Here is a 23,684-nt window from a genome sequence, read left to right on the forward strand (position 1 = left end):
AGGGCCGCGCCAGCACCCACATCGGAACGGGAAGAAATGTCGGCACCCAATAAGTCGTACGACCCTGTCGAGGTCGAGGCACTGAAACCGGAAGAGATCGAGCGCATGCGCGACGAGGCGCTCGCCGCGATCGCGTCGGCCGCCGACCTCGACGAGCTGCGCGAGGTCAAGGTCGCCCACACCGGCGACCGCTCGCCGCTGGCGCTCGCCAACCGCGAGATCGGCGCGCTGCCGCCGCACGCGAAGGCCGAGGCCGGCAAGCGTGTCGGCCAGGCGCGCGGCGCGGTCAACCAGGCGCTCAAGGCCCGGCAGGAGGTGCTGGAGGCCGAGCGCGACGACCGCGTCCTGGTCGAGGAGGCGGTGGATGTCACGCTGCCCTACGACCGCCGCCCCGCCGGCGCCCGGCACCCGCTGACCACGCTCTCCGACCGGCTCGCCGACATCTTCGTGGCCATGGGCTACGAGGTCGCCGAGGGCCCCGAGGTCGAGGCCGAGTGGTTCAACTTCGACGCGCTCAACATCGGGCCGGACCACCCCGCGCGCACCACCCAGGACACGCTGTTCGTGCAGGGCGCGAAGGAGGGCGAGGAGAGCGGTGTCGTGCTGCGCACGCACACCTCCCCGGTCCAGATCCGCTCGCTGCTCGACCGCGAGCCGCCGGTCTACGTCATCTGCCCGGGCCGGGTCTACCGCGCCGACGAGCTGGACGCCACGCACACCCCGGTCTTCGGCCAGATCGAGCTCCTCGCCATCGACGAGGGCCTGACCATGGCCGACCTCAAGGGCACCCTGGACCACATGGTCCAGTCGCTCTTCGGCGAGGACATCGTCACCCGCCTGCGGCCGAACTACTTCCCGTTCACCGAGCCGTCCGCCGAGATGGACATGGTCTGCTACGTCTGCCGCGGCGACTCGGTCGGCAACCCCGACCGCCCCTGCCGGACCTGCTCCTCCGAGGGCTGGATCGAGCTGGGCGGCTGCGGCATGGTCAACCCCCGGGTGCTCACCGCCTGCGGCGTCGACCCGGAGAAGTACAGCGGTTTCGCCTTCGGCTTCGGCCTGGAGCGGATGCTGATGTTCCGTCACAAGGTCGAGGACATGCGAGACATCGTCGAGGGTGACGTGCGCTTCACCCTTCCGTTCGGGATGGAGATCTGATGCGGGTCCCGCTTTCTTGGCTGCGGGAGTACGTCGACCTGCCCGCCGGTGAGTCCGGCCGCGACGTCCAGGCCAAGCTCATCTCCGTCGGTCTCGAGGTCGAGACCGTCGATCAGCTCGGTGCCGGGCTCAAGGGCCCGCTCGTCGTCGGCAAGGTGCTCACCATCGAGCAGCTGGAGGGCTTCAAGAAGCCCATCCGCTTCTGCACGGTCGACGTCGGTTCCGCCAACGGCACCGGCGCGCCCCAGGAGATCGTCTGCGGCGCCACCAACTTCGCCGTGGGCGACAAGGTCGTCGTCATCCTCCCCGGCGGTGTCCTGCCCGGGAACTTCGAGATCTCCGCGCGCAAGACCTACGGCCGCAAGTCGCACGGCATGATCTGCTCGGGCGCCGAGCTGGGCATGGGCGACGACGGCTCGCACGGCATCATCGTGCTGCCGCCCGAGCACGAGGTCGGCAGCGACGCCATAGAGCTGCTCGAACTCGTCGACGAGGTCCTGGACATCGCGGTGAGCGCCGACCGCGGCTACTGCCTGTCGATGCGCGGCGTCGCCCGCGAGGCCGCCATCGCGTACGGCCTGCCGCTGCGCGACCCGGCGCTGCTCGACGTGCCCGGCCCGAACTCCTACGGCTACCCGGTCAAGGTCTCCGACCCGGCCGGCTGCGACCGCTTCACCGCCCGCACCGTCACCGGTCTCGACCAGGAGGCCCGCTCGCCGATCTGGCTCCAGCGGCGGCTGCAGAAGGCCGGCATGCGGCCGATCTCGCTCGCCGTGGACGTCACGAACTACGTGATGCTGGAGCTCGGCCAGCCGCTGCACGCGTACGACCGCAGCCGGGTCGAGGGCACGATCGGGGTGCGCCGGGCCCAGGCCGGCGAGAAGCTCATCACCCTGGACGGGGTCAAGCGCGTCCTGGACGCCGAGGACCTGGTCATCACCGACGACCGGGGCCCGATCGGCCTGGCCGGGGTCATGGGCGGCGCCAACACCGAGATCGCCGACCACGAGGAGGCCGAGGGCACGACGGACGTCGTGATCGAGGCCGCGCACTTCGACCCGGTCGCCATCGCGCGCACCGCCCGCCGCCACAAGCTGTCCTCCGAGGCGTCCAGGCGCTTCGAGCGCGGCGTCGACCCGCAGGCGGCCAGCGCCGCCGCCCAGCGGACCGTCGACCTGCTGGTGCTGCTCGCCGGCGGCACCGCCGAGGCCGGCGTCACGGAGATCGTCGCGCCCTCCGCGCCGCACACCATCTCCATCCCCGCCGACCACCCCGACCGCGTCGCGGGCATGGAGTACGGCCGCGAGACCGTGGTCCGCCGCCTCCAGCAGGTCGGCTGCCACGTCGACGGCTCCGACGACCTCGTCGTCACCGTGCCGAGCTGGCGGCCCGACCTCACCGACCCCAACGACCTCGCCGAAGAGGTCATCCGGCTGGAGGGCTACGAGAACCTGCCCTCCACCCTGCCCAAGCTCCCCTCCGGGCGCGGCCTCACCGAGTCGCAGAAGCTGCGCCGCCGGGTCGGCAGGGCGCTCGCCGGAGCCGGTTTCGTCGAGGTCCAGGCCTACCCCTTCATCGGCGACGCGGCCCTGGACCAGCTCGGCCTCGACGCGGACGACCCGCGCCGCACCACGGTCAAGCTGGCCAACCCGCTGTCCGACGCGGAGCCCGCCCTCCGCACGACGCTGCTGCCGGGCCTGCTCGGCGCGCTGCGCCGCAACGACGGCCGGGGCAGCCACGACCTCGCGCTCTTCGAGACGGGCCTGGTCTTCCGGCCCACCGGCGACGAGTCGGTGCCGCCCCGGCTGCCCGTCGACCGCCGCCCGACCGACGCCGAGCTCGCCGCGCTCGACGCCGCGCTGCCCCGGCAGCCGCGCCGGGTCGCCGTCGTCCTCACCGGCGCGCGGGAGCAGGCCGGCTGGTGGGGCAACGGCCACCCGGCCACCTGGGCCGACGCCGTCGAGGCCGGCCGCGCCGTCGCCCGCGAGGCCGGGGTCGAGCTGACCGTCCGCAAGGACCAGCACGCCCCCTGGCACCCGGGCCGCTGCGCCGCGCTCTACGCCGGTGCCGACGGTGACGTTCTCATCGGCCATGCCGGTGAGCTCCACCCCCGCGTCATCAAGGCCCTGCACCTCCCCGAGCGCACCTCCGCCATGGAGCTCGACCTCGACGGACTGGAGCGCCTCGCCTCCGGCCCCGTCGTCGCCCCGAGCGTCTCGGCCTTCCCCGTCGCCACGCAGGACGTCGCCCTGGTCGTCGACGACTCCGTCCCGGCCGCCGACGTCGAATCCGCCCTGCGGTCCGGCGCCGGTGAACTCCTCGAATCGCTGCGGCTGTTCGACGTCTTCACCGGTGAGCAGATCGGCGACGGGAAGAAGTCGCTGGCCTACGCACTGCGCTTCCGCGCGCCGGACCGGACCCTGACGGCCGAGGAAGCCTCCGCCGCGCGGGACGCGGCGGTCGCGGCCGCCGGTGAACGTACGGGGGCCGCCCTGCGCGGCGCGTAATCCGGCCCGTCCGGCATCTGAGGGCACGTCCGCTGTCGGCGGGCGTGCCCTCGTCGCTAGGGCCTGTCCGGCGGCTGTTCTCCTTTAGCCGCTGGCGCGGCGCGGCCGTGGCGTCGCGTGCCCTGGCACCAGCGCTCGCGGCGTTGCCGACTGCGACATCAGCCGCTGGCGCGGCGGGCTGCTCCTTCTCCCACGGAGATCCGCCGGACAGCCCTGGGCCGCCCGGAGCGCCGCGCCGCTGATCGCGGCACATCCTTGGTACATCTAAGGGCAATTGTGCATCAATTGCCCAAAGGTTCATCGAGGAGAGGGAGGACGGGCCGGCATGGAGCTGATCGCAGTCGTAGGGCCCGACAGCGCCGAACGCGCCGAACTGCTGCTCGGGCTCGGCCGGGCCTGGGCGGCGGGCCCGGCCGTGCTGATGGACACCCCGGGCGGGCATGCCGCCTGGGCCGAGCTGCGCCGGGTCGCCGACGCGGGCACCACGGTCATCGCGGCCTGCGAACGCGCGGAGGACGCGGGACCGTACGCCCACCGGATGGTGCTGCTGCCGCATCGCGGGGCCGCTGCCTGTGACTTCGGCCATTGACAAGCCACTTATCGGTAGCTTGTCATGTCCAGATGCCGTCCATGATCGGGCGTCGGGGGCTCCTCGACCTGGCCCGGACACAGCTCACCGCCACCGCGGGCGTGCTGCTGTACGGGCCGGCCGGCATCGGCAGGACCACCGTCCTGGAAGCGCTCGTGCCGCCCGGCGGCACAGTGCTGCGCTGCACACCGGCCGAGGAGGACACGCGGCTGCCCTTCGTCGGCCTGGTCGACCTCTTCGCCAAGGTGCCCGCCTCCTACGTGGACGACCTGCCGCCCGCGCCCCGGGCGGCCCTCAACGCGGCGCTGCTGCGCGGCCGCGCACCCATGGGGGAGCGAAGCAGGCTCGCGGTGCGGGTGGCCGTACTCGAAGCGCTCACGGCACTGGCGGCCGCCGGGCCGCCGCTGCACCTGGTCATCGACGACCTGCAGTGGCTCGACGAGCCCAGCGGCGAAGTCCTCGGCTTCGCGCTGCGCCGCCTCGACCACGCCACCGTCCGGGTCATCGCCGCCGAGCGTGTACGGGAGGGCGAGCAGCCCGTCCGGCTGCGCTGCTGCCCGCCGGGCACGGCGGAGATCCGCGTACCGCCGCTGCCGGACTTCGAGCTGGAGCGGCTGCTGCGCGCGGACACCGGTGACGCCCTGCCGGCCGCCGCGCTGCAGGCCATCGGCCATGCCGCCGCCGGCAATCCGCTGTACGCGCTCGAACTCGGCCGGGCCATCGCACGCGACGGTATGCCCGCCGAACCCGGCAGCCCGCTGCCCGTCCCGCAGCGGCTGCGCGGCATGCTGCTGGAGCGGGCCCGCCGCCTGCCGCCGCAGACCCGGCACACCCTGCTGGTCGCCAGCGCCGCCACCCGCCCGACTCTCACCCTGCTGCGCGCCGCCGGGGTGCCCGACGCCGACCGTGACCTCGGCTCCGCGGCACACCTCGGCATCGCGGTGGCCGACGCCGAGGGCGCCGTACGCTTCCTGCACCCGCTGATCCGGGCCGCCGTCCACGCGGACGCGCCCGAGCACAGCCGCCGCGCCGCCCACGAACTGCTGGCCGCGGCCGTCACCGAGCCCGTCGAGCAGGCCCGGCATCTCGCCCTCGCCCACCCCCACGAGGACGAGGCCACCGCCCGCACCCTCATCGCCGCCGCCGCGTCCGCCCGCCGCGCCGGAGCCCCCGGGACCGCCGCCGAACTGGCCGGACTCGCCGCCCGCCGCACCCCGCAGGACCGGCCCGGCGACCACGCCGACCGGCTGCTGGCCGCCGCCGAGTACGCCTGCGACGCCGGGCTGCGCGACGAGGCCGCCCACGCCGCCGAGACCGTCCTCAACGGATCCGCCTCCGCCCCGCACCGCGTACGCGCCCGCCTCATCCTGCTCGGCAACGCCGGACAGGCACTCGGCGGCACCCGCCAGCTGATCGAGGCCGGGCTGCGCGACGCCGCCGGGACACCGGAACTCCAGGCACGACTGCACCACTGGGCCGCGATCCGCGGCCTGCTCGGCGGGCAGCTGACCGAGGCTGCCGAGCACGCGCGGCGCGCCGCCGACGCCCCCTCCGACGGCACCCGGATCGCCGCCCTTGCCCTGCTCGCCCGCCTCCAGGCCCTGCACGGCGACCTGGCCGCTGCCGACCGCTCCCTCCAGGAAGCCCTGGCACTGCCCGCCGGAGCGGCCGACGGCCCCGAGGGCTGGGGCCTCATCCGCACCGGGGCGCTGCTGGCCGCCGACGCCGACCGGGTGTCCGACGCACACGAGGAGGTCGCCGAACTCCTCGCCAGAATCGGCGAGTTCGCCGGATCCGAGGAGACCAAGGCGACCCTCGTCGCACTCACCCGCATCCAGGTCCGGGCCGGCCGCTGCCGCGAGGCGCTGGCCAGCGCCGCCCGCCTCCCCGCCGAAGGCGCCTCACCGCCCGCGCTGTACGCGGCCGCACTCGCGGAGACCGCCGGCGGCAGCGCCGACCGTGCCCAGGAACTGGCCGAGCGGGCCGTCGCCGCCGCCGAGGCCGACGGCGACCAGCTCTTCCTGCTCCGCGCCCTGGCCGTTCTGGGCCAGGCACGCATGCTGCTCGGCAACACCCACGGTGCCTCGGCCGCCGTCGAGGCCCTCCAGCGCACCCGGCGGCTCGGCGAGGCCATGGGCCTGGCCGACCCGGCCTTCCTGCGCTGGTACGCCGAACTCGCCGAGGCCCTCGTCCTGCTCGGCGAGACCGATGCCGCCGCCGACGCGATCCTGGCCGCCCGCTCCCGTACCAACCGGCAGACCCCCGGCAGTGTCCTCGCCGCCCTCGACCGCGCCGAAGGCCTGCGCGAGGTGGCCGCCGGCCGCCCCAAGCGGGGCGTCGCCCGCATACAGTCCGCCGCCGACCGGCTCCGCCGCCTGCCGCTCCCCGTCGACCTCGCCCGCACCCTCATCGCGCTCGGCAACGTCGAACGCCGCTCCCGGCGCCGCACCGTCGCCCGCTCCGCCCTCGCCGAGGCCCTGGCCGCCTGCGAGGCCTGCGGCGCCGCCCCGCTCGCCGCCCGCGCCCGCGAGGAGCTGGCCCGCCTCGACGCCATGGAACGCGGCGGCGGAGGCGGCCCGCAGCTCACCGCCACCGAGCAGCGCGTCGCCGCCCTCGTCGGCGGCGGCGCGACCAACCGCGAGGTCGCGGCCGAGCTCTTCATCAGCGTCAAGACCGTCGAGGGCACGCTGTCGCGGATCTACCGCAAGTTCGGCGTACGCTCCCGCACGGCGCTCGCCCACGCGATGGCCGCAGCCGTCATCGCCTCCGGCGCCGGCCTGGCCCCCGCCGACCTCGACCTCGACGCGAGCGACCGCCCCGCGATCACCGTCACCGTCGACCCGGCGGCCCGGCCTCGTCCCTAGGGCCTACGCGTAGTCGTAGAAGCCGTGTGCCGTCTTGCGGCCCAGCCGCCCCGCGGCGACCATGCGCTGGAGCAGCGGGGGAGCGGCGTACAGCGGTTCCTTGTACTCGTCGTACATGGAGTCGGCGACCGACGCGACCGTGTCCAGGCCGATCAGGTCGGAGAGCTTGAGGGGGCCCATGGGGTGGGCGCAGCCGAGCTCCATCCCGTTGTCGATGTCCTCGCGGCTGGCAATCCCGGACTCGAACATGCGGATCGCGGAGAGGAGATAGGGGATGAGCAGGGCGTTGACGACAAACCCGGAGCGGTCCTGAGCGCGGATCGCGTGCTTGCCGAGGATGTCGGTGACGAGCTTCTCGGCGCGCAGCAGGGTCTGCTCGCCGGTCGTGAGCGCGGGAATCAGCTCAACGAGTTTCTGAACCGGCGCGGGGTTGAAGAAGTGGATGCCCAGCACCTGGTCGGGGCGCGAGGTGGCGACGGCCAGCTTCACCAGGGGTATGGAGGAGGTGTTCGAGGCCAGGATGGCGTCCCGGCGGGTCACGACCTGGTCGAGCACCTGGAAGATCTCCGTCTTCACCTGCTCGTTCTCGACGACCGCCTCGACCACGAGGTCGCGGTCCGCGAATTCGCCGAGGTCGGTCGTGAACGACAACCGCCCCAGCGTCGCGTCCCGCTCCTCCTCGGTGATCTTGCCGCGCTCCGCGGCCTTCATCAGCGAGTTGGTCAGCCGCGTACGGCCCAGCTCCAGCGCCTCGCCCGTGGTCTCCGCGACCCGGACATCCAGCCCGGCCCGGGCGCACACCTCCGCGATCCCCGCGCCCATCTGGCCGCAGCCCACTACCCCGACGTTCTGGATGTCGTTCAAGACGCCCTGCCCTCTCCCTGGTCCGCGAGACGGGATCCGGACCGTTGTACGGGCCGGATCCCATCGATCGACATTACACGTCGCGTCGGGGCCGCCTGCGCCGGTGTCGTTGCGGTGCGGTTTGCCATGGCTGGCGGTGCGGTTGTGGTGCCAGCGGTCGGGGTTGGGGGTTCCGTCCTCAAGCGCCGGACGGGCCGCGCGGACGGTGCCGCCTGCACCGGTGCGGTTTCGGTGCCCCCGGTCGGGGTGCCGGTTCCGTCCTCAAGCGCCGGACGGGCTGGGTGTGGCGTGGGGTCGGTGCCACCACCGGGGATCTCTCCTCGGCGCTCGCGACTCTGGTCGGCCTTGTTTGTAACCGGGATTCTCGCTCGTCGCGCTGCGGGAGAACCCCGGCGTGTCCCCTCCCGGCCGGACGGGAAGTTCAGCCCGTCCGGCGTTTGAGGACACGCCCGCAGGGCGTTCGGGGGTCCGGGGGCGAAGCCCCAGGCGGGTCCGGGCGGAGCCCGGTTTCGGGAAGGGGCGGGGTGGGGGATCCCCACGGTCCGTCGGCCCCAGCCGGGGCGCGGGCGGTGCCCACGACCCCGACCGACGGCAGGCAGGATCTACGTGACCGTGCACGCCGCCCCGTTGAGCGTGAACGCGGCCGGCTTGGCGTTCGCGCCGGACCATCCCGCCGTGAAGCCGAAGGAGACGGACGAGCCGGCCGCAATCGCGGCGTTCCAGCTGAGGGAGGCCGCGGTGACCGTGGAGCCGGTCTGGGTGTAGGAGGCGTTCCAGAGCTGGGTGATCGTCTGGCCGTTGGCGAAGGTCCAGGCGAGGGTCCAGCCGTTGACGGCCGAGGAGCCGGTGTTCTTGATGGACACGTCGCCCTGGAAGCCGGTGTTCCACTGGTTGGTGATGGTGTAGGTCACCGCACAGGCCGCCGGCGAGGTGGTCGGTGAGGTGGTCGGGGTCACGGTCGGCGTCACCGTCGGAGTAACAGTCGGCGTCGCCGTGGGCGTCGCCGTAGGCGAAGCCGTGCCACCGCCCGACGTGTCCGACGTGTCGGCGTAGACGACGCCCCGGCCGTTCGTGCTCACGTACACCCGCCCGTAGACCCGCGGGTCGCCCGTGATGGCGGCGCCGGTCCACCCGTACTGGTGGGCGGCGTCGTTGATCCGGGTCCAGGTCGCCCCGGCGTCGGTGGAGCGGAAGATGCCGCGGACGCCGCCGATCTTGGCGCTGGTGTAGAGGGCCGGGTAGGAGGCGCCCGTGGCGGCCTTGCCGAAGCCGATGTTGTCGGCCTGCTCGACGTTGGAGAGCTTGGTGAAGGAGGCGCCGGAGTTGGTGGAGTGCCACAGGCCGTACGTGCCGGTGGAGGTGCCGCCGGCCAGCCAGATGTCGCCATCGGTGCCGGGGACGGCCTTGAAGCGTACGGGGCCGTCGGCGGGGAGCCCCGAGGCGGCCGTGGCGGTGAAGGTGGCTCCGCCGTTCGTGCTGACGTAGAAGGTGCCGGCCTTGAAGGCGTAGAACTTCTTGGCGTTCACGCGGTCGGACTCGACGACCGCACCGGCCGGGACGCCGGTGGAGGCGGTCCAGGAACTGCCGTAGCCGGTGGTGTAGTTGACGCCCGTGCCGTCGGGGCTCCACACGAAGCCGCTGGCGTCGGCCGCCGCCGCGACCGTGCCGCCGCCGGTGACGCCGGAGGGTTCGGCGCCCTGGAACCAGTTGGCGCCGTTGTCCGTTGAAAAGGCGATATGCGGTGCGGTGTCGTTGTTGCCCACCCGGGCGACGGTGTTGGGGGAGGACTCGGCGTAGTCGAGGCTGGTGGTCGTGGTGAAGCTGGGGGAGGTGTACATCATGGCGGGCACGGTGGTGAGATCGGTGTGGCGGAAGCCGCCGATGTCGCCGAGGGCGCTGAGCAGCGGGGCGCCGGAGGGCGGGCTGATGAGGTCGTTGACGGCGGTCTCCTCGATACCCCTGACCATGGGGGTGATCTTGATCTGGCCGCCGGAGGTGTCCCAGGTGGTGAGGTTCTCGGAGCCGTAGACGGTCGCGCCGGTGCCGTACATCATGCGGTCGGAGTCGAAGGGGTCGATTTCCAGGGCCTCGGTCATCCAGCCGAGCTTGGGCGTGACCTCGGGCGGCGACGGATTGGTGCCGAAGGTCAGCCAGGGGACGGTGGACACGTCCTGGGTGTAGCGGAAGGTGCGGCTCGGATAGCCGCTCCAGTCGTACGCGTGCGTCCAGGTGGCCCCGCTGTCGGTGGAGCGGTAGATCTGGGTGTCGGGCCACCAGGAGCTGTAGCCGGTCACCATGACGGTGCCGGGGTGCTGGCGGTCGACGGTGAGGCCCGCGTAGCCGAAGTAGGTGTCGGCGTCCGAGAGCGGGCTGACATTGGTCCAGGTGCCGGTCGCCGTCGCGTAGCGCCAGACCTGGCCCTTGACGCCGTCGTACGGGCCGCCGGTGTCGCTGGTGGCGATGTAGAGGTAGCCGTTGGTGGAGTCCAGGACGCCCTTGTGCGCGATGTAGCCGGTCGGCTGGCCGGCGATGCGCGCCCAGGTCGAACCGCCGTCCGTGGAGCGGTAGACGGTGTTGTCCTTGTCGGCCACGCCGACGTAGATGGTCTGCGTCGCGCTGCCGGAGCTGCCGGTGCGCTCGTCGAAGGTGACCCAGACGACGCCCTCGTTGTCGCTCTGGTAGCCGCTCGTGTCCGTCGGGTCCGGCGCGTAGTTGCCGACATTAGGGAAGGCCGTCACCTTCGCCCATGTCACGCCCGAATCGGTGCTCCGCCACAGGCCGTTGCCGCTCGGCGCGCCCAGGTACAGCACGCTGTTCTTGTTCGGGTCGATCGCGAGCCGCTCGCCCATGCCCCGGCCCGGCATGTTGCCGCCCAGCTTGAAGGGGAGGGCGGAGGCGGTCCAGGTCGCGCCCCGGTCGGACGAGCGGAGCACGGCGCCGTTGTTCGGGTCCCAGGAGTTGGTGTACGTGCCCACGGCCGCGTAGACCTTGTCCGGGTTCACGGCGTCGCTGGCGAGGCTCACCACGCCGGTGTAGCCCCAGTGGTCCCAGTCCACGGAATCGAGCAGCGGGGTCCACGACTTGCTGCTCTGCACCCAGCGGTAGGCCCCGCCGATGTCGGTTCGGGCGTACGCGAGGTTCTTCTCGGAGCGGTTGAAGATGATGCCGGGGACGAATCCGCCGCCGTCTATGCGGGCGTTCTTCCAGGTGTACGTCTCGGCGGTGGCGGCAGCGGTGGCCGTGCGGGCGGCCACCGCCATGGCGGTCAGTAATCCGCCGATGAGGGCCAGTGCGGCCAGCAGTGATCCGAGCGCTCTTCGTGGCATGGGGGGATCCCCTCTCCGTACAGCCGCGGTGCGGGCGGTGTGTGAACGGAACCTTGTTTGGGAGCGCTCCCATGCCGGATGGCATGCCGATGGTAGCGGTGGACAGGTCGGGCGAGAAGAGGGTGCGAAAGGGCTTTCTGAACGGCGCGGTGCGTTGCCCGGGGGACCCGGGCGACGGATCATCGAGCGGGACGTGACGGACTATCAGGGGGTAGGAATGGGTAACCGCATCACCCGCAGGGCGTTCGCGGCGGGCGCGGCCGGGGCGGTCTCACTGGCGCTGGCGACCGGCGACGGGGCTGCCGCCGCGGCCGCCGGCGCGCCGCGTGCGGAGCTGCGCGGCATGTGGATCGCGAGCGTCGCCAACCGCGACTGGCCTTCCGCGCGCGGGCTGTCCGCGGAACAGCAGCGGCAGGAACTGCTCGACCTGCTCGACGTCGCGGTCGACCGCCGCCTGAACGCGGTGATGTTCCAGGTCCGGCCGACCGCCGACGCGATGTGGCCGTCCGACTACGAGCCCTGGTCCGAGTACCTCACCGGGACCCAGGGCCGCGACCCCGGCTGGGACCCGCTGGGCACCGCCGTCAGCGAGGCGCACCGGCGCGGGCTGGAGCTGCACGCGTGGTTCAACCCCTACCGGATCGCCACCCACACGGACCCCTCGCGGCTGGCCGCCCGCCACCCCGCCCGCGTGCACCCGGACTGGGTGGTCCCCTACGGCGGCAAGCTCTACTACAACCCCGGGCTCCCGCAGGTCCGGCGCTTCGTGCAGGACGCGATGCTGGACGCGGTCGAGCGCTACCCAGTGGACGCCGTCCACTGGGACGACTACTTCTACCCGTATCCGGTGGCCGGCCAGTCCTTCGACGACGACGAGGCGTACGTCCGCTACGGCGCGGACTTCCTCGACCGCGCGGCCTGGCGCCGCGACAACATCGACTCCCTCGTGCTCGAGACGGCCGCCCGCATCAAGCAGATCCGCCCCGGCACGCGCCTCGGCGTCAGTCCCTTCGCGGTCTGGCGCAACGCGACCACCGACTCGCGCGGCTCCGACACCCGGGCGGGCGTTCAGACCTATGACGACCTGCACGCGGACACCCGGGGCTGGGTGCGCAAGGAGTGGGTCGACTACATCGTTCCGCAGGTGTACTGGAACCTCGGCTTCGCCGCCGCCGACTACGCCAAGATCGTGCCCTGGTGGGCCGAGGCCGTCACCGGTACCCGCGTACGCCTCTACATCGGCGAGGCCCTGTACAAGGCGAGCGCGTCCGGCCAGCCCGCCGCGTGGCAGGACCCCGCCGAGCTGTCCCGCCATCTCGATTTCGTCGCGGACTATCCGCAGGTGAGCGGCAATGTCTTCTTCGCCGCGCGCGATGTCGCGGACGATCCGATCGGCGCGATGAGCCAGGTCGTCGCCGACCACTACCGCACCAGGGCCGAGCCTCCTCGCTAGCGCGGTGACCGGAATGGTCCAGCGGGTCTGTCCGGGTCCCGGTTCCGTCCTCGATCGCCGGACGGGCTGAATTCAGCCCGTCCACTAGAGCCCGGGCTTGTGCACCACGACCGAGTCCGGGCCCGGGGACAGCACGCACTCGTGGCCGTCCTCGTAGCGCACCCGGTACGGCGGCTCTCCGCCCTGTCCCATGACCTCGACGATCTGCGCGTCCCGGTCGTGCTGCCCGACGACCCGGCCGTGCTGCTTCAGCGTGTCACCAACATTCGCGTGCATCCGATCCGACCTCCTGCATCCGGCGCGGTCTGAATCCTGCGCCTCCAGTCTAGGGTCGGCGGCCAGGTCCGCACCCTGTCGGCCCGGGGCCGGGACCGGAGTCAGTCCACCAGCCCCAGCTCGGCCCGCATCCGGGCGTCCAGGGTGCGCGTGAAACCCGCCCACAGCGGCCCGCCGCACCGGTCGAGCACGGCGCCGACCGCTTCCGCGAAGGGCTCGCGGGGGCCGCCGCGCACCAGCGTGCGGTAGCCCGCCAGCAGTGGCTCCGCCAGCTCGGGGTCGGCCTCGCGCAGCCGGCGCGGCAGCCACTTGCCGCCGCCGCCCCAGTGCGGGAGCGCGGCGAACAGCAGCGCGGCCGTGTCGTTGAGCAGGGCGGCGGCAATGGCCAGCAGCTCGTCCGCGGTCTCCTCGCCGTCCGGGGCGCCGGTGAGGTCGTCCCGCAGATCGGTGACCGTGTAGCGCAGCCGGTCCAGGTCCGCCCCGGAGGCGGCCGGGCGGCCCTCGCCGATGATCCGCTCCGCCGTGGAGCGCAGCCGCGCGGCGCTGCCGTCGCGGTCGAGCAGGATGACGCCCCGCCCGCACATGAAGGCGAGCGTGGCCGTCCCGCGCCCCCGGTCCCATTTCATGAAGGCCAGCGCCGACTCGTACGTCTGGACGAAGACCTCGACCGGCCAGGACCGCCAGAGCAGCGACTCGGCCCGAATCTCGGCAGGCCCGTCCAGCACCACCACGATGTCCAGGTCCGAGGTCGGGGTGCCCTTCCCGTGGGCCGTGGAACCGCCGAGGATGGCGGCGAGGGCATCGGGGAACAGCTCCCCGACCAGGGTGCGCGCGGCGCGGATCGGATCGTCCATGATCGGAGACCGTACGCGTCAACAGGCCTCCGTGGCACGGGAATTGCCGGGGCTTTCCGATCGGCTCGCCCGCTGACGCGCGAGCCCGGCCGGTCCCGCCTCCGGGGGCGGCTGCGGTGCGAGGTACGTTTCCGTTTCCGCGAAGTCCGTCCGCAGGAGGATGCCCCGTGCCGATCCACGATCACCTCACCGCCGTCGCCGACCTCGCCGGCAACCCCGGCTACGCCCACGCGGTGACCGCATCCGGACGGCTGGCCTTCGTCTCCGGCCAGGTGGCGGTCGACAGCGGGGGCAGGCCCGTCGGCGGCGACATGGCGGCCCAGACACGGCAGGCGCTGGGCAATCTGCACCGGGTGGTGCGCTCGCTCGGTGCTGACTGGCCGGATGTCGTCCGCTTCAACTGGTACGTGACGGATGTGACCGACATCCAGGCGGTGCGGGACGTACGGGACGAGCTGATCCGGCCCGCGCTCGGCGACCGTCCGAACCCGGCGAGCTCGCTGGTGCGGGTGGCCGGGCTCTATCTGCCGGAGCTGCTCATCGAGGTCGACGCCGTCGTCGCGGTGCCGGCAGAGCAGGACTGACATGACAGAGCCGAAGATGCTGGTCGTCGGCATGGACGGGCTCCGCTTCGACCGGCTGACCAGGTCGGAGTCGGGCGCGCCCGTGCTGCACGGCCTGATGGCGAGCGGCTCGTACGGCACGAGCCTGCTGCCGTACGGCGTGCCGGGCGACGCCGACGGGGTGGAGGGCATCGCCTACACCGACTCGGGTCCGGGCTGGTCGACGGTCGTGACCGGGGTGTGGCCCGACAAGCACGGCGTGATGGACAACGGCTTCGCCGCGCCCGACTACGGCCGCTACCCGGACTTCCTCACCCGGGCCAAGGCGGCCCGTCCGAACCTGGTCACCGCCGCCGTGGTGTCCTGGGGGCACCTGGCGACGCACGGCACGATCGGCCCGGACATCGACCTGCGGGCGCACTTCGACGGGGACGGCGACGGATACGACGGCTGCGACCGCGCCGTCGCGGAGACCGCCGAGCGGTGGCTGGCGGAACACGACCCTGACGCGCTGTTCGTGTACTTCGGGGGCACCGACGAGGCCGCCCACGAGGCCGGGCCGCTCGGCGCCGACTACGACGAGGCGCTGCTGCGCCAGGACGGCTACCTCGGACGGCTGCTCGACGCGATCCGGGCGCGGCGCACCTTTCCGGGGGAGCGGTGGACGGTCCTGGTCACGACGGACCACGGGCATCTGGACGAGGGCGGCCACGGCGGCGTCACGCATGCCGAGCGTGAGGTGTTCGTGGTGCTCGCCGAGCTGGACCGGCAGCTCGGCGAGCCTCTGCAGGAACCACGGCTGGTGGACATCGCGCCCACCGTGCTGCACCGCCTCGGGATCGCCGTCGACCCGGCGTGGCAGCTGGACGGAAACCCTCTGCAGGCGGCGTAGAAGCCGGACAGGGCCTAGCCGTCTAGAACGGGAAGTGCGCGTGCTGGGTCGCCAGCGTCACCCAGCGGGTGTTGCTGAAGGCGTCGATGCCCCAGCGGCCGCCGAAGCGTCCGTAGCCCGAGGCCTTGAAGCCGCCGAAGGGGGCCTGCGGCTCGTCCGCCACCGACTGGTCGCCGATGTGGACGATGCCGGTCTTCAGGCGCCGGGCGACGGCGAGGCCGTGGGTGCCGTTCTCGGTGATGATGCCGGCGGTGAGGCCGTTCTCCGTGTCGTTGGCCAGCGCGATCGCCTCGTCGTCGGTCGCGAAGGTCTCGACGACGCAGACCGGGCCGAAGGCCTCGCCGTGGAAGAGCTCGGCGTCCTTGGGGACCCCGCTCAGCACGGTCGCGGGGTGCACCGCACCCTCGGGCTCGCCGCCGCCGAGCAGCAGCGTGGCGCCCTTGGCGGTGGCGTCGGCGACCAGGCGGGCGACCCGTTGCGCGGCGGCGGCGCTGACCAGCGGGCCGATGACGGTGGTGGGCTCGGCGGGGTTACCGGAGGGCAGCCCGGCGACCTTGGCCGTGAACTTGGCGGTGAACTCCTCGGCCAGCGACTCGTGGACCAGGATCCGGTCGCCGGACATGCAGATCTGGCCGGCGTTCATGAAGACGCCGAAGGTGACGGCGTCGACGGCGTAGTCCACGTCGGCGTCGGCCAGCACCAGGATGGCGTTCTTGCCGCCGAGTTCGAGGACGGCCGGCTTGAGGTGCCTGGCCGCGTGGGTGCCGATGATCCGGCCGATGTTCGTGGAGCCGGTGAAGTTGACGGCCCGCACTCGCGAGTCGCTGACCAGTGCCTCGGCGACCTCGGCCGCGTCCTCCGGGGCATTGGTGACGACATTGAGCACGCCGTCCGGCAGCCCGGCTTCCCTGAGGACATCCGCGACGAACAGCCCGCATGCCAGGGGCGCGTCCTCGCTCGGCTTGACGACGACCGTGTTGCCGGCCGCGAGCGGCGCGGCCACGGCCCGTACGCCCAGGATCACCGGCGCGTTCCACGGCGCGAAGGCCGCCACGACCCCGACCGGCTCGCGCACCGCCAGGCCCAGCGCGCCCTCCTCCTGCGAGGTGAGCACCTCGCCCCTGGGCGCGGTGATCGCGGCGGCGGCCTCGCGGAGCATGTTGGCGGCCAGGGCGACGTTGAAGTACGCCCACGGCCGGGTGCCGCCCGCCTCGCCGGCCATGAGGTCGGCGGCCTGCTCGCCGCGCGACTCCAGGATGTCGGCGGCCTTGAGGAAGATCGCCCGGCGCGCGAAGGGGCTGACGGCGGCCCAGTCCTCGAAAGCGGCCTGGGCGGCGTCCACGGCGAGGGTGACGTCCTCGGCCCCGCCCGCGGCGAGGGTGGCGTACACCTCGCCGGTGTAGGGGTTGACGTCCTCGGTGGTGCGGCCCGACACGGCGGGCACGTCCTTACCGGCGATGAAGAGGTCACGGTTGATGGTCATGTCCGGCAGTCCTTTGCTCGTGCTCGCGGTCCCGCGCGTTCGCGTTCGCATAGTGAACTATCGTTCATTGAATATTTGACTAGGGAGGAGTCTTCGCCCGCCGCCCGATCCTGTCAACGCTTTCGGCGGGCGCGTTGTTCGACCGGGCCGGGCAGGAGATATCTTGATGTCGAGCAATGTTGCAGACGTGGAGCGGAGCACCCGGTGACTGACTCGACCATCATCTATACGCACACCGACGAGGCGCCTGCCCTGGCGACGTACTCGTTCCTGCCGGTCATCCAGGCGTACGCCTCGACGGCCGGGGTCACCGTGGAGAGCCGTGACATCTCCCTGGCGGGCCGGATCATCGCCGTCTTCCCCGAGTTCCTCGAGGAGGGGCAGCGCATCGAGGACGCGCTGCACGAGCTCGGTGAGCTGGCCAAGACCCCCGGGGCCAACATCATCAAGCTGCCCAACGTCTCGGCCTCGATCCCGCAGCTGAAGGCCGCGATCGCCGAGCTCCAGGGCCAGGGCTACGCGCTGCCGGACTACCCGGACGACCCGAAGTCCGACGAGGACAAGGACGTCCGCGCGCGCTACGACAAGATCAAGGGCAGCGCGGTCAACCCGGTCCTGCGCGAGGGCAACTCCGACCGCCGCGCGCCGGCCTCGGTCAAGAACTACGCCAAGACGAACCCGCACCGCATGGGCGCCTGGACGTCCGAGTCGAAGACGAACGTCGCCACCATGGGCGCCGACGACTTCCGCTCCACCGAGAAGTCCGCCGTCATCGCCGAGCCCGGCTCCCTGCGCATCGAGCTCGCCGGGGCGGACGGCACCACCACCGTCCTGCGCGAGTCCGTACCCGTCCTGAAGGACGAGGTCGTGGACGCGTCCGTGCTGCGCGTCGCCGCGCTGAACGAGTTCCTCGCCGCGCAGGTCGCGCGCGCCAAGGCCGAGGGCGTGCTGTTCTCGGTCCACCTGAAGGCCACGATGATGAAGGTCTCCGACCCGATCATCTTCGGCCACGTCGTGCGGACCTTCTTCCCGAAGACCTTCGCCACGTACGGCGAGACCCTCGCCGCCGCCGGCCTGACCCCGAACGACGGCCTCGGCGGCATTCTCAAGGGCCTGGAGGCCCTGCCCGACGGTGACGCCATCAAGGCGTCCTTCGAGGCCGAGGTCGCCGAGGGCCCGGCGCTGGCGATGGTGGACTCCGACAAGGGCATCACCAACCTGCACGTGCCGAGCGATGTCATCGTCGACGCCTCCATGCCGGCCATGATCCGCACCTCCGGCCACATGTGGGGCCCGGACGGCCAGGAGGCCGACACCCTCGCCGTCCTCCCGGACAGCAGCTACTCCGGCGTCTACCAGGTGGTCATCGACGACTGCCGCGCCAACGGCGCCTTCGACCCGGCCACGATGGGCTCGGTGCCCAACGTCGGCCTGATGGCGCAGAAGGCCGAGGAGTACGGCAGCCACGACAAGACCTTCGAGATCGCCGCCCCCGGCACGGTCCGGGTCGTGGACACCGCGGGCAACGTCGTCCTTGAGCAGGCCGTGGCCGCCGGCGACATCTTCCGTATGTGCCAGACCAAGGACCTGCCCATCCAGGACTGGGTCAAGCTCGCCGTCTCCCGCGCCCGCGCGACCGGCAACCCGGCGGTCTTCTGGCTCGACGAGGGCCGCGCGCACGACGCCACGCTCATCGCCAAGGTCAGGACGTACCTGGCCGAGCACGACACCGAGGGCCTGGACATCAAGATCCTGTCCCCGGTCGAGGCCACCGCCTTCTCCCTGGAGCGCATCCGCCGCGGCGAGGACACCATCTCCGTCACCGGCAACGTGCTGCGCGACTACCTCACCGACCTCTTCCCGATCCTTGAGCTGGGCACGAGCGCCAAGATGCTCTCCGTCGTCCCGCTCATGAACGGCGGCGGCCTCTTCGAGACCGGCGCGGGCGGCTCGGCCCCCAAGCACGTGCAGCAGCTCGTCAAGGAGAACTACCTGCGCTGGGACAGCCTGGGCGAGTTCCTCGCCCTCGCCGTGAGCTTCGAGCACCTCGCGCAGACCACCGGCAACGCCCGCGCCCAGGTCCTCGCCGACACCCTGGACCGCGCCACCGCCACCTTCCTCACCGAGGACAAGTCGCCCAGCCGCCGCCTCGGCGGCATCGACAACCGCGGCAGCCACTTCTACCTGTCCCTGTACTGGGCCCAGGAGCTGGCCGCGCAGACCGACGACGCCCAGCTCGCCGGAGCCTTCGCCGCCCTCGCCAAGACGCTCGGCGAGCAGGAGCAGACCATCGTCGCCGAGCTGATCGCCGTCCAGGGCTCCCCGGCCGACATCGGCGGCTACTACCAGCCCGACCCGGCCAAGGCCTCGGCCGTCATGCGTCCGTCCGAGACCTTCAACCAGGCCATCGCGACCCTGGGCTGACCCGCGTACGCGACCGCCCCGGCCGGATTCCACCGGCCGGGGCGATTTCGTGCTCGGAACACGGCGTCAGCGGGACCGGTCGTCCCGGCTGGCGTTCTTCTCCTTGATGCGCAGTGCTTCCTTGCGGACCTCGGCCTGGGTGGCGCGTTCCTTCTGGAGCCACTCGGGGAGGTCCTGCTTCAGCGCGTCGATCTGCTCGGTGGTGAGGGCGTCCGCGACTCCGCCGCGCGCGAGGCCCGCGATGGAGACGCCGAGCTTCGCCGCGACCACCGGCCGCGGGTGCGGGCCGTTGCGTCGCAGTTCCTGCAGCCACTCGGGCGGATCGGCCTGTAGGGCACTCAGCTCGGTGCGCGAGACGACACCCTCCTGGAACTCGGCGGGGGTGGCCTCAAGGTACACACCCAGCTTCTTCGCCGCTGTCGCGGGCTTCATTGTCTGGGTGGTCTGCTGCGACGTCATGGTGTCAAGGGTATCGAGCGCGTGCGCTACCGCTGACCACGGCCGGTAGCCTGGGCCCGTGACAGTCTCGGAAGCACCCCCGTCGTTCCGGCTCGCGTACGTCCGGGGGGTGACGCCCAGCAAGTGGGCACGGATCTGGCACGAGCGGCTTCCTGGGGTCACGCTGATGCTCGTCCCGGTGTCCGCCGATGAGGCCGTCGACCTGCTGCGCAGCGGCGCCGTCGACGCGGCGTTCGTACGGCTGCCGATCGACCGGACGGGCCTGAGCGCGATCCCGCTCTACACGGAGACGACGGTGGTCGTGGTCCCCAAGGACCACATCGTGACGGCGGTCGACGAGGTCTCCGCCGCCGATCTGGCCGACGACATCCTCCTGCATCCCCTCGACGACACCCTCGACTGGGAGCGCCCGCCGGGACGGCCCGCCAACGAGCGCCCCGCCACGACCGAGGACGCCGTCGAACTGGTCGCGGCGGGAGTGGGGCTGCTCGTCGTCCCGCAGTCACTCGCCCGCCTGCACCACCGCAGGGACCTCACCTACCGGCCGGTCTCCGACGCCCCCGAGTCGCGCGTCGCGCTGTCCTGGCCGGAGGACGCGACCACCGAGCTGGTGGAGGAGTTCATCGGCATCGTGCGCGGGCGCACCGTCAACAGCACACGCGGCCGCCCCCCGACGCCGCCCCAGCCCAAGAGCAAGCGCCCCGCAGCCGACAAGTCGGCCGCCGCCCGGAACCCCCGGACCGGCTCCGGGGGCTCCGGTAGCTCCGGCGGATCCAAGGGTTCCGGCGGATCCAAGGGCGGCAAGCGCGGCAAGCCCCGCCGCCGGTCGTAACCGGGCCTTCAGCCGGCGGCCAGCGGGTGGCCGGGGGCGAGGGCGGCCGCGATGTGTTCGGCCACGGTCTGGGCGGTGTTCCCGTCGGGGGTGTGGTGGCCCTTGGTGGTGGCCACGGCGATGGACAGCCGCTGAGCGGGGAGATAGGCCTGGATGGCGGCGTAGCCGGAGAACGACGGGTTCGACAGGATCCAGCCGTTGACGACGATCACGCCGAATCCGAAGTGATGAGCCTCGGTGTTCTTCAGGCAGACCGTCGCCGGGCAGCCGGCCGTCCCTCCGCCCAGACCCACCGTCCCCGGGTCGAGCTGGGTACGGAAGGAGCGGCGGGAGAGCAGCTCGCCGGTACCGATGGCCTGGGCCGACCGGGCCAGGTCGCAGATGTCGCTGGTGAGGACGGCGCCGGGAGCGGTGGTCCAGGAGGGGTTCCAGTAGGTGGATTCCTCGTAGTGGCCGCGTTCGGACGTGAAGGCGTGCAGGGCGGGCGCCGGAATTGCGGGGGTGTAGCTGTTGCTGGTCTCCCGCAGCCCGAGGGGGCTCATGACGCGCTCCTCCAGGAGCCGGTCGAGCCGCATGCCGGTGATCTTCTCCAGGGCGGCGCCGAGGATCTGGAAGTTCGCGTGCGAGTAGCTCCAGTCGGTGCCCGGCGCGTACCAGAGCGGGTGGGCGGTTGAGATGCCGATGACCTCCTTCGCGGTCCAGTGGCGGAAGGGGGCGGCTTCGAGGGCGCTGAGGAACTTCGGGTCGGTGACGTAGTCGTGGAGGCCCGAGGTCGTGCTGCCGAGCATGCGCAGCGTGATCCGGTCGGCGTGCGGCAGTTTCGGCAGCCAGCGCGAGACCGGGTCGTCGAGCCGGACCTTGCCCTCCTCGGCGAGCTGGAGCAGCACCGTGGCCATGTAGACGATGCCCACGGAACCGGAGCGGAAGTGCATGTCGGGCTCGGCGGGCACCCCGGTCATGGACTGGCCGAGGGCGCGGGTCACGACCACCCGGCTGCCGGAGTTCACTCGCAGGATCACCGAGTTCAGGTCGAGCTCCCGCTTGGCCTGCCGCGCGATGTCGAGGATCCGGCGGGCCTGGCCCTGCACCGGCCCCGGGGAGTTGACACAGCCGTGCGCCCTGCCGGGGCCGTCGGCCGGAACGGCGGCAGCGCCGGTCGGCAGGACGGCGGCGATCAGGGCGGCGGCACAGAGCAGCACTGTACGAGTACGGGTCATGCTGCACTATGTATGGATCAATGCGAAGAAATACGGCATAACACTCGCTCCCGGTGCGGTGTGTCCGCTGGAGGGAGTACGCCCGCACTGCGCGAGGTGCTCCTGGGCTACCGGGGGTGGCGGCCGAGGAAGTACTGGGCGGGGATGAGCGTGAGCCAGAACCACATGGCTGCTGCCGTGTTGACGAAGGCCAGGGGAACGGAGAGGCCGAAGATCAGCACGCTGGCACCGAGTTGGGCGGTGAAGCGGCGGCGGGCCGCGGCGGCGGACGATGCGGGCGAGGGGTGCACCTGGCGTTGCGTGAGCAGCAGCAGGGTTGCGTGCACCGCATGGATCGCGGCCATGGCGCCCGCGTAGAGGGCGACGGTCTCGGGCTGAGAGGCGTACTCGGCCAGGAGCGTGGTGGGGAAGGGCAGCAGGGCGACCAGGCCGAGGCCGAGGAGGATCAGGCGGGTGACTATGGCTGTCTCGGTGGGCAATGCGGTGAGGATGCGGCGGTGGTCACGCCAGAATCCGGCGATGAGGGCGAAGCTGAGGGCGAAGGCGCCCACGTTGGGAAGCGCGTCGGCCAGGGCCTTGTGGAACGCGGCGTCGTCCAGGTGCGCGGGGATCGTGACGTTGATGACGAGCAGCGTCATCGCGATGGCGTAGATGCCGTCGGACAGAAAGATCAGGCGCGATGTGCCCGGGTCGTTCTCCTGTGGGTGCGCCTGTGCCACTGGCTCGGTCATGTCGACGACAGTAGGGCGTCATGCCCTGGCTGCCGGCACATCCGGGACGCCAGATCTTTGCATAAAGCTTCCGGGCACCGTATAGTCATGCCATCGGGTTCTGGAGGATGACATGGTGTTGCGGGCAGCGGTGGCGGGAGCGAGCGGATACGCGGGCGGAGAGGTCCTGCGTCTGCTGCTGAACCACCCGGAGATCGAGATCGGCGCACTGACGGGCAACTCCAACGCCGGTCAGCGCCTCGGCGGACTCCAGCCGCACCTGCTGCCGCTGGCCGGCCGGGTGCTGGAGGCGACCACCACCGAGGCGCTCTCGGGCCATGACGTGGTCTTCCTCGCGCTGCCGCACGGACAGTCGGCCGCCGTGGCCGAGCAGCTCGGCGACACCGCGCTGATCGTGGACTGCGGGGCCGACTTCCGGCTCAAGGACGCCGCCGACTGGGAGGCCTTCTACGGCTCCCCGCACGCCGGCACCTGGCCCTACGGTCTCCCCGAACTGCCGGGCGCCCGCGCCGCGCTGGAGGGGTCCAAGCGCATCGCGGTGCCCGGCTGCTATCCGACGGCGGTCTCGCTCGCGCTGTTCCCGGCGTACGCGGCGGGGCTGGCGGAGCCGGAGGCGGTCGTGGTGGCGGCGTCCGGGACGTCGGGCGCGGGCAAGGCCGCCAAGACGCACCTGCTGGGCAGCGAGGTCATGGGCAGCATGAGCCCGTACGGGGTGGGCGGCGGGCACCGGCACACGCCCGAGATGATCCAGAACCTGTCGGCGGCGGCGGGGGAGCGGGTCTCGGTGTCCTTCACGCCGACGCTGGCCCCGATGTCCCGCGGCATCCTCGCCACGTGCAGCGCCAAGGCGAAGCCGGGCGTGACGGCGGAGACCGTACGGGCGGCGTACGAGAAGGCGCTGTCCGACGAGCCGTTCACGCATCTGCTGCCCGAGGGGCAGTGGCCTGCCACGTCGGCGGTGTACGGCTCGAACGCGGCGCTGATCCAGGTCGCGTACGACGAGGCGGCCGGGCGGATCATCGCGATCAGCGCGATCGACAACCTCACCAAGGGCACGGCCGGCGGCGCGATCCAGAGCATGAACATCGCCCTCGGGCTCCCGGAGGAGCTGGGGCTGACCACCAGCGGGGTGGCGCCGTGAGCGGGCTGCGGCTGGTCCGGCCGCCGGGGCCGAGGCCGAGGTCCCGTCCAC

Annotated in this window: 18 protein-coding genes; 10 read left to right on the top strand and 8 right to left on the bottom strand. The window is 72.2% G+C overall.

Translation table 11 applies throughout. The features are described from left to right. The first annotated feature begins 36 nt into the window (after positions 1 to 36). The 4 genes from pheS to OG607_RS38565 all read left to right on the top strand — a co-directional run bounded on the left by pheS (position 37) and on the right by OG607_RS38565 (position 7,118). Positions 37 to 1,158, top strand: coding sequence for a phenylalanine--tRNA ligase subunit alpha (gene pheS, locus OG607_RS38550; protein ID WP_405733893.1), 1,122 nt, complete (start codon positions 37 to 39; stop codon positions 1,156 to 1,158). Beyond that, positions 1,158 to 3,665, top strand: a complete 2,508-nt coding sequence (gene pheT, locus OG607_RS38555) for a phenylalanine--tRNA ligase subunit beta (RefSeq protein WP_405733895.1) — start codon at positions 1,158 to 1,160, stop codon at positions 3,663 to 3,665. Before pheS ends, pheT begins: the two co-directional genes overlap by 1 nt. 325 nt (positions 3,666 to 3,990) lie before the next feature. After that, positions 3,991 to 4,254, top strand: a complete 264-nt coding sequence (locus OG607_RS38560) for a hypothetical protein (protein WP_405733897.1) — start codon at positions 3,991 to 3,993, stop codon at positions 4,252 to 4,254. 32 nt (positions 4,255 to 4,286) lie between these two features. Continuing rightward, a complete protein-coding gene (locus OG607_RS38565; RefSeq protein WP_405733899.1) occupies positions 4,287 to 7,118 on the top strand; it encodes an AAA family ATPase in 2,832 nt (943 codons plus the stop codon). Positions 7,119 to 7,121: 3 nt separating this feature from the next. Here the strand turns inward: OG607_RS38565 and OG607_RS38570 are convergent, their stop codons facing one another. Further along, positions 7,122 to 7,982 (bottom strand): 3-hydroxybutyryl-CoA dehydrogenase, encoded by an 861-nt coding sequence (locus OG607_RS38570; protein WP_405733901.1) that lies wholly within the window; start codon positions 7,980 to 7,982, stop codon positions 7,122 to 7,124. Between the two features lie 602 nt (positions 7,983 to 8,584). Further along, positions 8,585 to 11,308 (bottom strand): cellulose binding domain-containing protein, encoded by a 2,724-nt coding sequence (locus OG607_RS38575; protein ID WP_405733903.1) that lies wholly within the window; start codon positions 11,306 to 11,308, stop codon positions 8,585 to 8,587. 217 nt (positions 11,309 to 11,525) lie between these two features. Here OG607_RS38575 and OG607_RS38580 point away from each other — a divergent pair, with 217 nt between their 5' ends. Further along, positions 11,526 to 12,761: a glycoside hydrolase family 10 protein gene (locus OG607_RS38580; protein ID WP_405733905.1), complete on the top strand. Its 1,236-nt coding sequence runs from the start codon at positions 11,526 to 11,528 to the stop codon at positions 12,759 to 12,761. Positions 12,762 to 12,845: 84 nt separating this feature from the next. Here the strand turns inward: OG607_RS38580 and OG607_RS38585 are convergent, their stop codons facing one another. Next, positions 12,846 to 13,037, bottom strand: coding sequence for a DUF1918 domain-containing protein (locus OG607_RS38585; protein WP_405733907.1), 192 nt, complete (start codon positions 13,035 to 13,037; stop codon positions 12,846 to 12,848). A 101-nt stretch (positions 13,038 to 13,138) separates the two neighbouring features. Further along, the gene (locus OG607_RS38590) at positions 13,139 to 13,891 is read right to left on the bottom strand and encodes a nucleotidyltransferase domain-containing protein (RefSeq protein WP_405733909.1); all 753 of its coding nucleotides are present in this window, start codon (positions 13,889 to 13,891) and stop codon (positions 13,139 to 13,141) included. 167 nt (positions 13,892 to 14,058) lie between these two features. Between OG607_RS38590 and OG607_RS38595 the strand changes: the two genes are divergently transcribed. Together OG607_RS38595 and OG607_RS38600 are read left to right on the top strand one after the other, a co-directional pair. After that, positions 14,059 to 14,475 carry a RidA family protein gene (locus OG607_RS38595; RefSeq protein ID WP_405733911.1) on the top strand — a complete coding sequence of 139 codons (417 nt, stop codon included), beginning with the start codon at positions 14,059 to 14,061 and terminating at the stop codon, positions 14,473 to 14,475. A gap of 1 nt (position 14,476) precedes the next feature. Further along, a complete protein-coding gene (locus OG607_RS38600) occupies positions 14,477 to 15,346 on the top strand; it encodes an alkaline phosphatase family protein (RefSeq protein ID WP_405733913.1) in 870 nt (289 codons plus the stop codon). Positions 15,347 to 15,368: 22 nt separating this feature from the next. On the opposite strand, the gene OG607_RS38605 is transcribed toward OG607_RS38600, so the two are convergent. After that, entirely contained in the window at positions 15,369 to 16,829 is a 1,461-nt protein-coding gene (locus OG607_RS38605) for an aldehyde dehydrogenase family protein (RefSeq protein ID WP_405733915.1), read from the bottom strand. Positions 16,830 to 17,033: 204 nt separating this feature from the next. Here OG607_RS38605 and OG607_RS38610 point away from each other — a divergent pair, with 204 nt between their 5' ends. After that, positions 17,034 to 19,253 (top strand): NADP-dependent isocitrate dehydrogenase, encoded by a 2,220-nt coding sequence (locus OG607_RS38610; RefSeq protein WP_405733917.1) that lies wholly within the window; start codon positions 17,034 to 17,036, stop codon positions 19,251 to 19,253. 66 nt (positions 19,254 to 19,319) lie between these two features. On the opposite strand, the gene OG607_RS38615 is transcribed toward OG607_RS38610, so the two are convergent. Continuing rightward, positions 19,320 to 19,712, bottom strand: a complete 393-nt coding sequence (locus OG607_RS38615; RefSeq protein ID WP_405733919.1) for a DUF5997 family protein — start codon at positions 19,710 to 19,712, stop codon at positions 19,320 to 19,322. A 58-nt stretch (positions 19,713 to 19,770) separates the two neighbouring features. Between OG607_RS38615 and OG607_RS38620 the strand changes: the two genes are divergently transcribed. After that, positions 19,771 to 20,544, top strand: a complete 774-nt coding sequence (locus OG607_RS38620) for a LysR family substrate-binding domain-containing protein (RefSeq protein WP_405733920.1) — start codon at positions 19,771 to 19,773, stop codon at positions 20,542 to 20,544. An 8-nt stretch (positions 20,545 to 20,552) separates the two neighbouring features. Here the strand turns inward: OG607_RS38620 and OG607_RS38625 are convergent, their stop codons facing one another. Both OG607_RS38625 and OG607_RS38630 read right to left on the bottom strand, forming a co-directional pair. Continuing rightward, a complete protein-coding gene (locus tag OG607_RS38625; protein ID WP_405733922.1) occupies positions 20,553 to 21,761 on the bottom strand; it encodes a serine hydrolase domain-containing protein in 1,209 nt (402 codons plus the stop codon). A gap of 107 nt (positions 21,762 to 21,868) precedes the next feature. Beyond that, positions 21,869 to 22,492: a TMEM175 family protein gene (locus OG607_RS38630; RefSeq protein WP_405733924.1), complete on the bottom strand. Its 624-nt coding sequence runs from the start codon at positions 22,490 to 22,492 to the stop codon at positions 21,869 to 21,871. Positions 22,493 to 22,604: 112 nt separating this feature from the next. On the opposite strand from OG607_RS38630, the gene argC reads away from it, so the two are divergent. Then, positions 22,605 to 23,633 (top strand): N-acetyl-gamma-glutamyl-phosphate reductase, encoded by a 1,029-nt coding sequence (gene argC / locus OG607_RS38635; RefSeq protein ID WP_405733926.1) that lies wholly within the window; start codon positions 22,605 to 22,607, stop codon positions 23,631 to 23,633. Positions 23,634 to 23,684: the final 51 nt, after the last annotated feature.

The organism is Streptomyces sp. NBC_01537 (assembly GCF_045040445.1).
Taxonomy (GTDB): Bacteria; Actinomycetota; Actinomycetes; order Streptomycetales; family Streptomycetaceae; genus Actinacidiphila.

Excerpts from the sequence above, each read along its gene's own strand:
- OG607_RS38565 (WP_405733899.1), top strand. The coding sequence starts at position 4,287 with ATGCCGTCCATGATCGGGCGTCGGGGGCTCCTCGACCTGGCCCGGACA.
- OG607_RS38575 (WP_405733903.1), bottom strand. The coding sequence starts at position 11,308 with ATGCCACGAAGAGCGCTCGGATCACTGCTGGCCGCACTGGCCCTCATC.
- OG607_RS38560 (WP_405733897.1), top strand. The coding sequence starts at position 3,991 with ATGGAGCTGATCGCAGTCGTAGGGCCCGACAGCGCCGAACGCGCCGAA.
- OG607_RS38580 (WP_405733905.1), top strand. The coding sequence starts at position 11,526 with ATGGGTAACCGCATCACCCGCAGGGCGTTCGCGGCGGGCGCGGCCGGG.
- pheS (WP_405733893.1), top strand. The coding sequence starts at position 37 with ATGTCGGCACCCAATAAGTCGTACGACCCTGTCGAGGTCGAGGCACTG.
- OG607_RS38615 (WP_405733919.1), bottom strand. The coding sequence starts at position 19,712 with ATGACGTCGCAGCAGACCACCCAGACAATGAAGCCCGCGACAGCGGCG.
- OG607_RS38590 (WP_405733909.1), bottom strand. The coding sequence starts at position 13,891 with ATGGACGATCCGATCCGCGCCGCGCGCACCCTGGTCGGGGAGCTGTTC.
- OG607_RS38605 (WP_405733915.1), bottom strand. The coding sequence starts at position 16,829 with ATGACCATCAACCGTGACCTCTTCATCGCCGGTAAGGACGTGCCCGCC.
- OG607_RS38585 (WP_405733907.1), bottom strand. The coding sequence starts at position 13,037 with ATGCACGCGAATGTTGGTGACACGCTGAAGCAGCACGGCCGGGTCGTC.
- OG607_RS38600 (WP_405733913.1), top strand. The coding sequence starts at position 14,477 with ATGACAGAGCCGAAGATGCTGGTCGTCGGCATGGACGGGCTCCGCTTC.
- argC (WP_405733926.1), top strand. The coding sequence starts at position 22,605 with ATGGTGTTGCGGGCAGCGGTGGCGGGAGCGAGCGGATACGCGGGCGGA.
- pheT (WP_405733895.1), top strand. The coding sequence starts at position 1,158 with ATGCGGGTCCCGCTTTCTTGGCTGCGGGAGTACGTCGACCTGCCCGCC.
- OG607_RS38630 (WP_405733924.1), bottom strand. The coding sequence starts at position 22,492 with ATGACCGAGCCAGTGGCACAGGCGCACCCACAGGAGAACGACCCGGGC.
- OG607_RS38625 (WP_405733922.1), bottom strand. The coding sequence starts at position 21,761 with ATGACCCGTACTCGTACAGTGCTGCTCTGTGCCGCCGCCCTGATCGCC.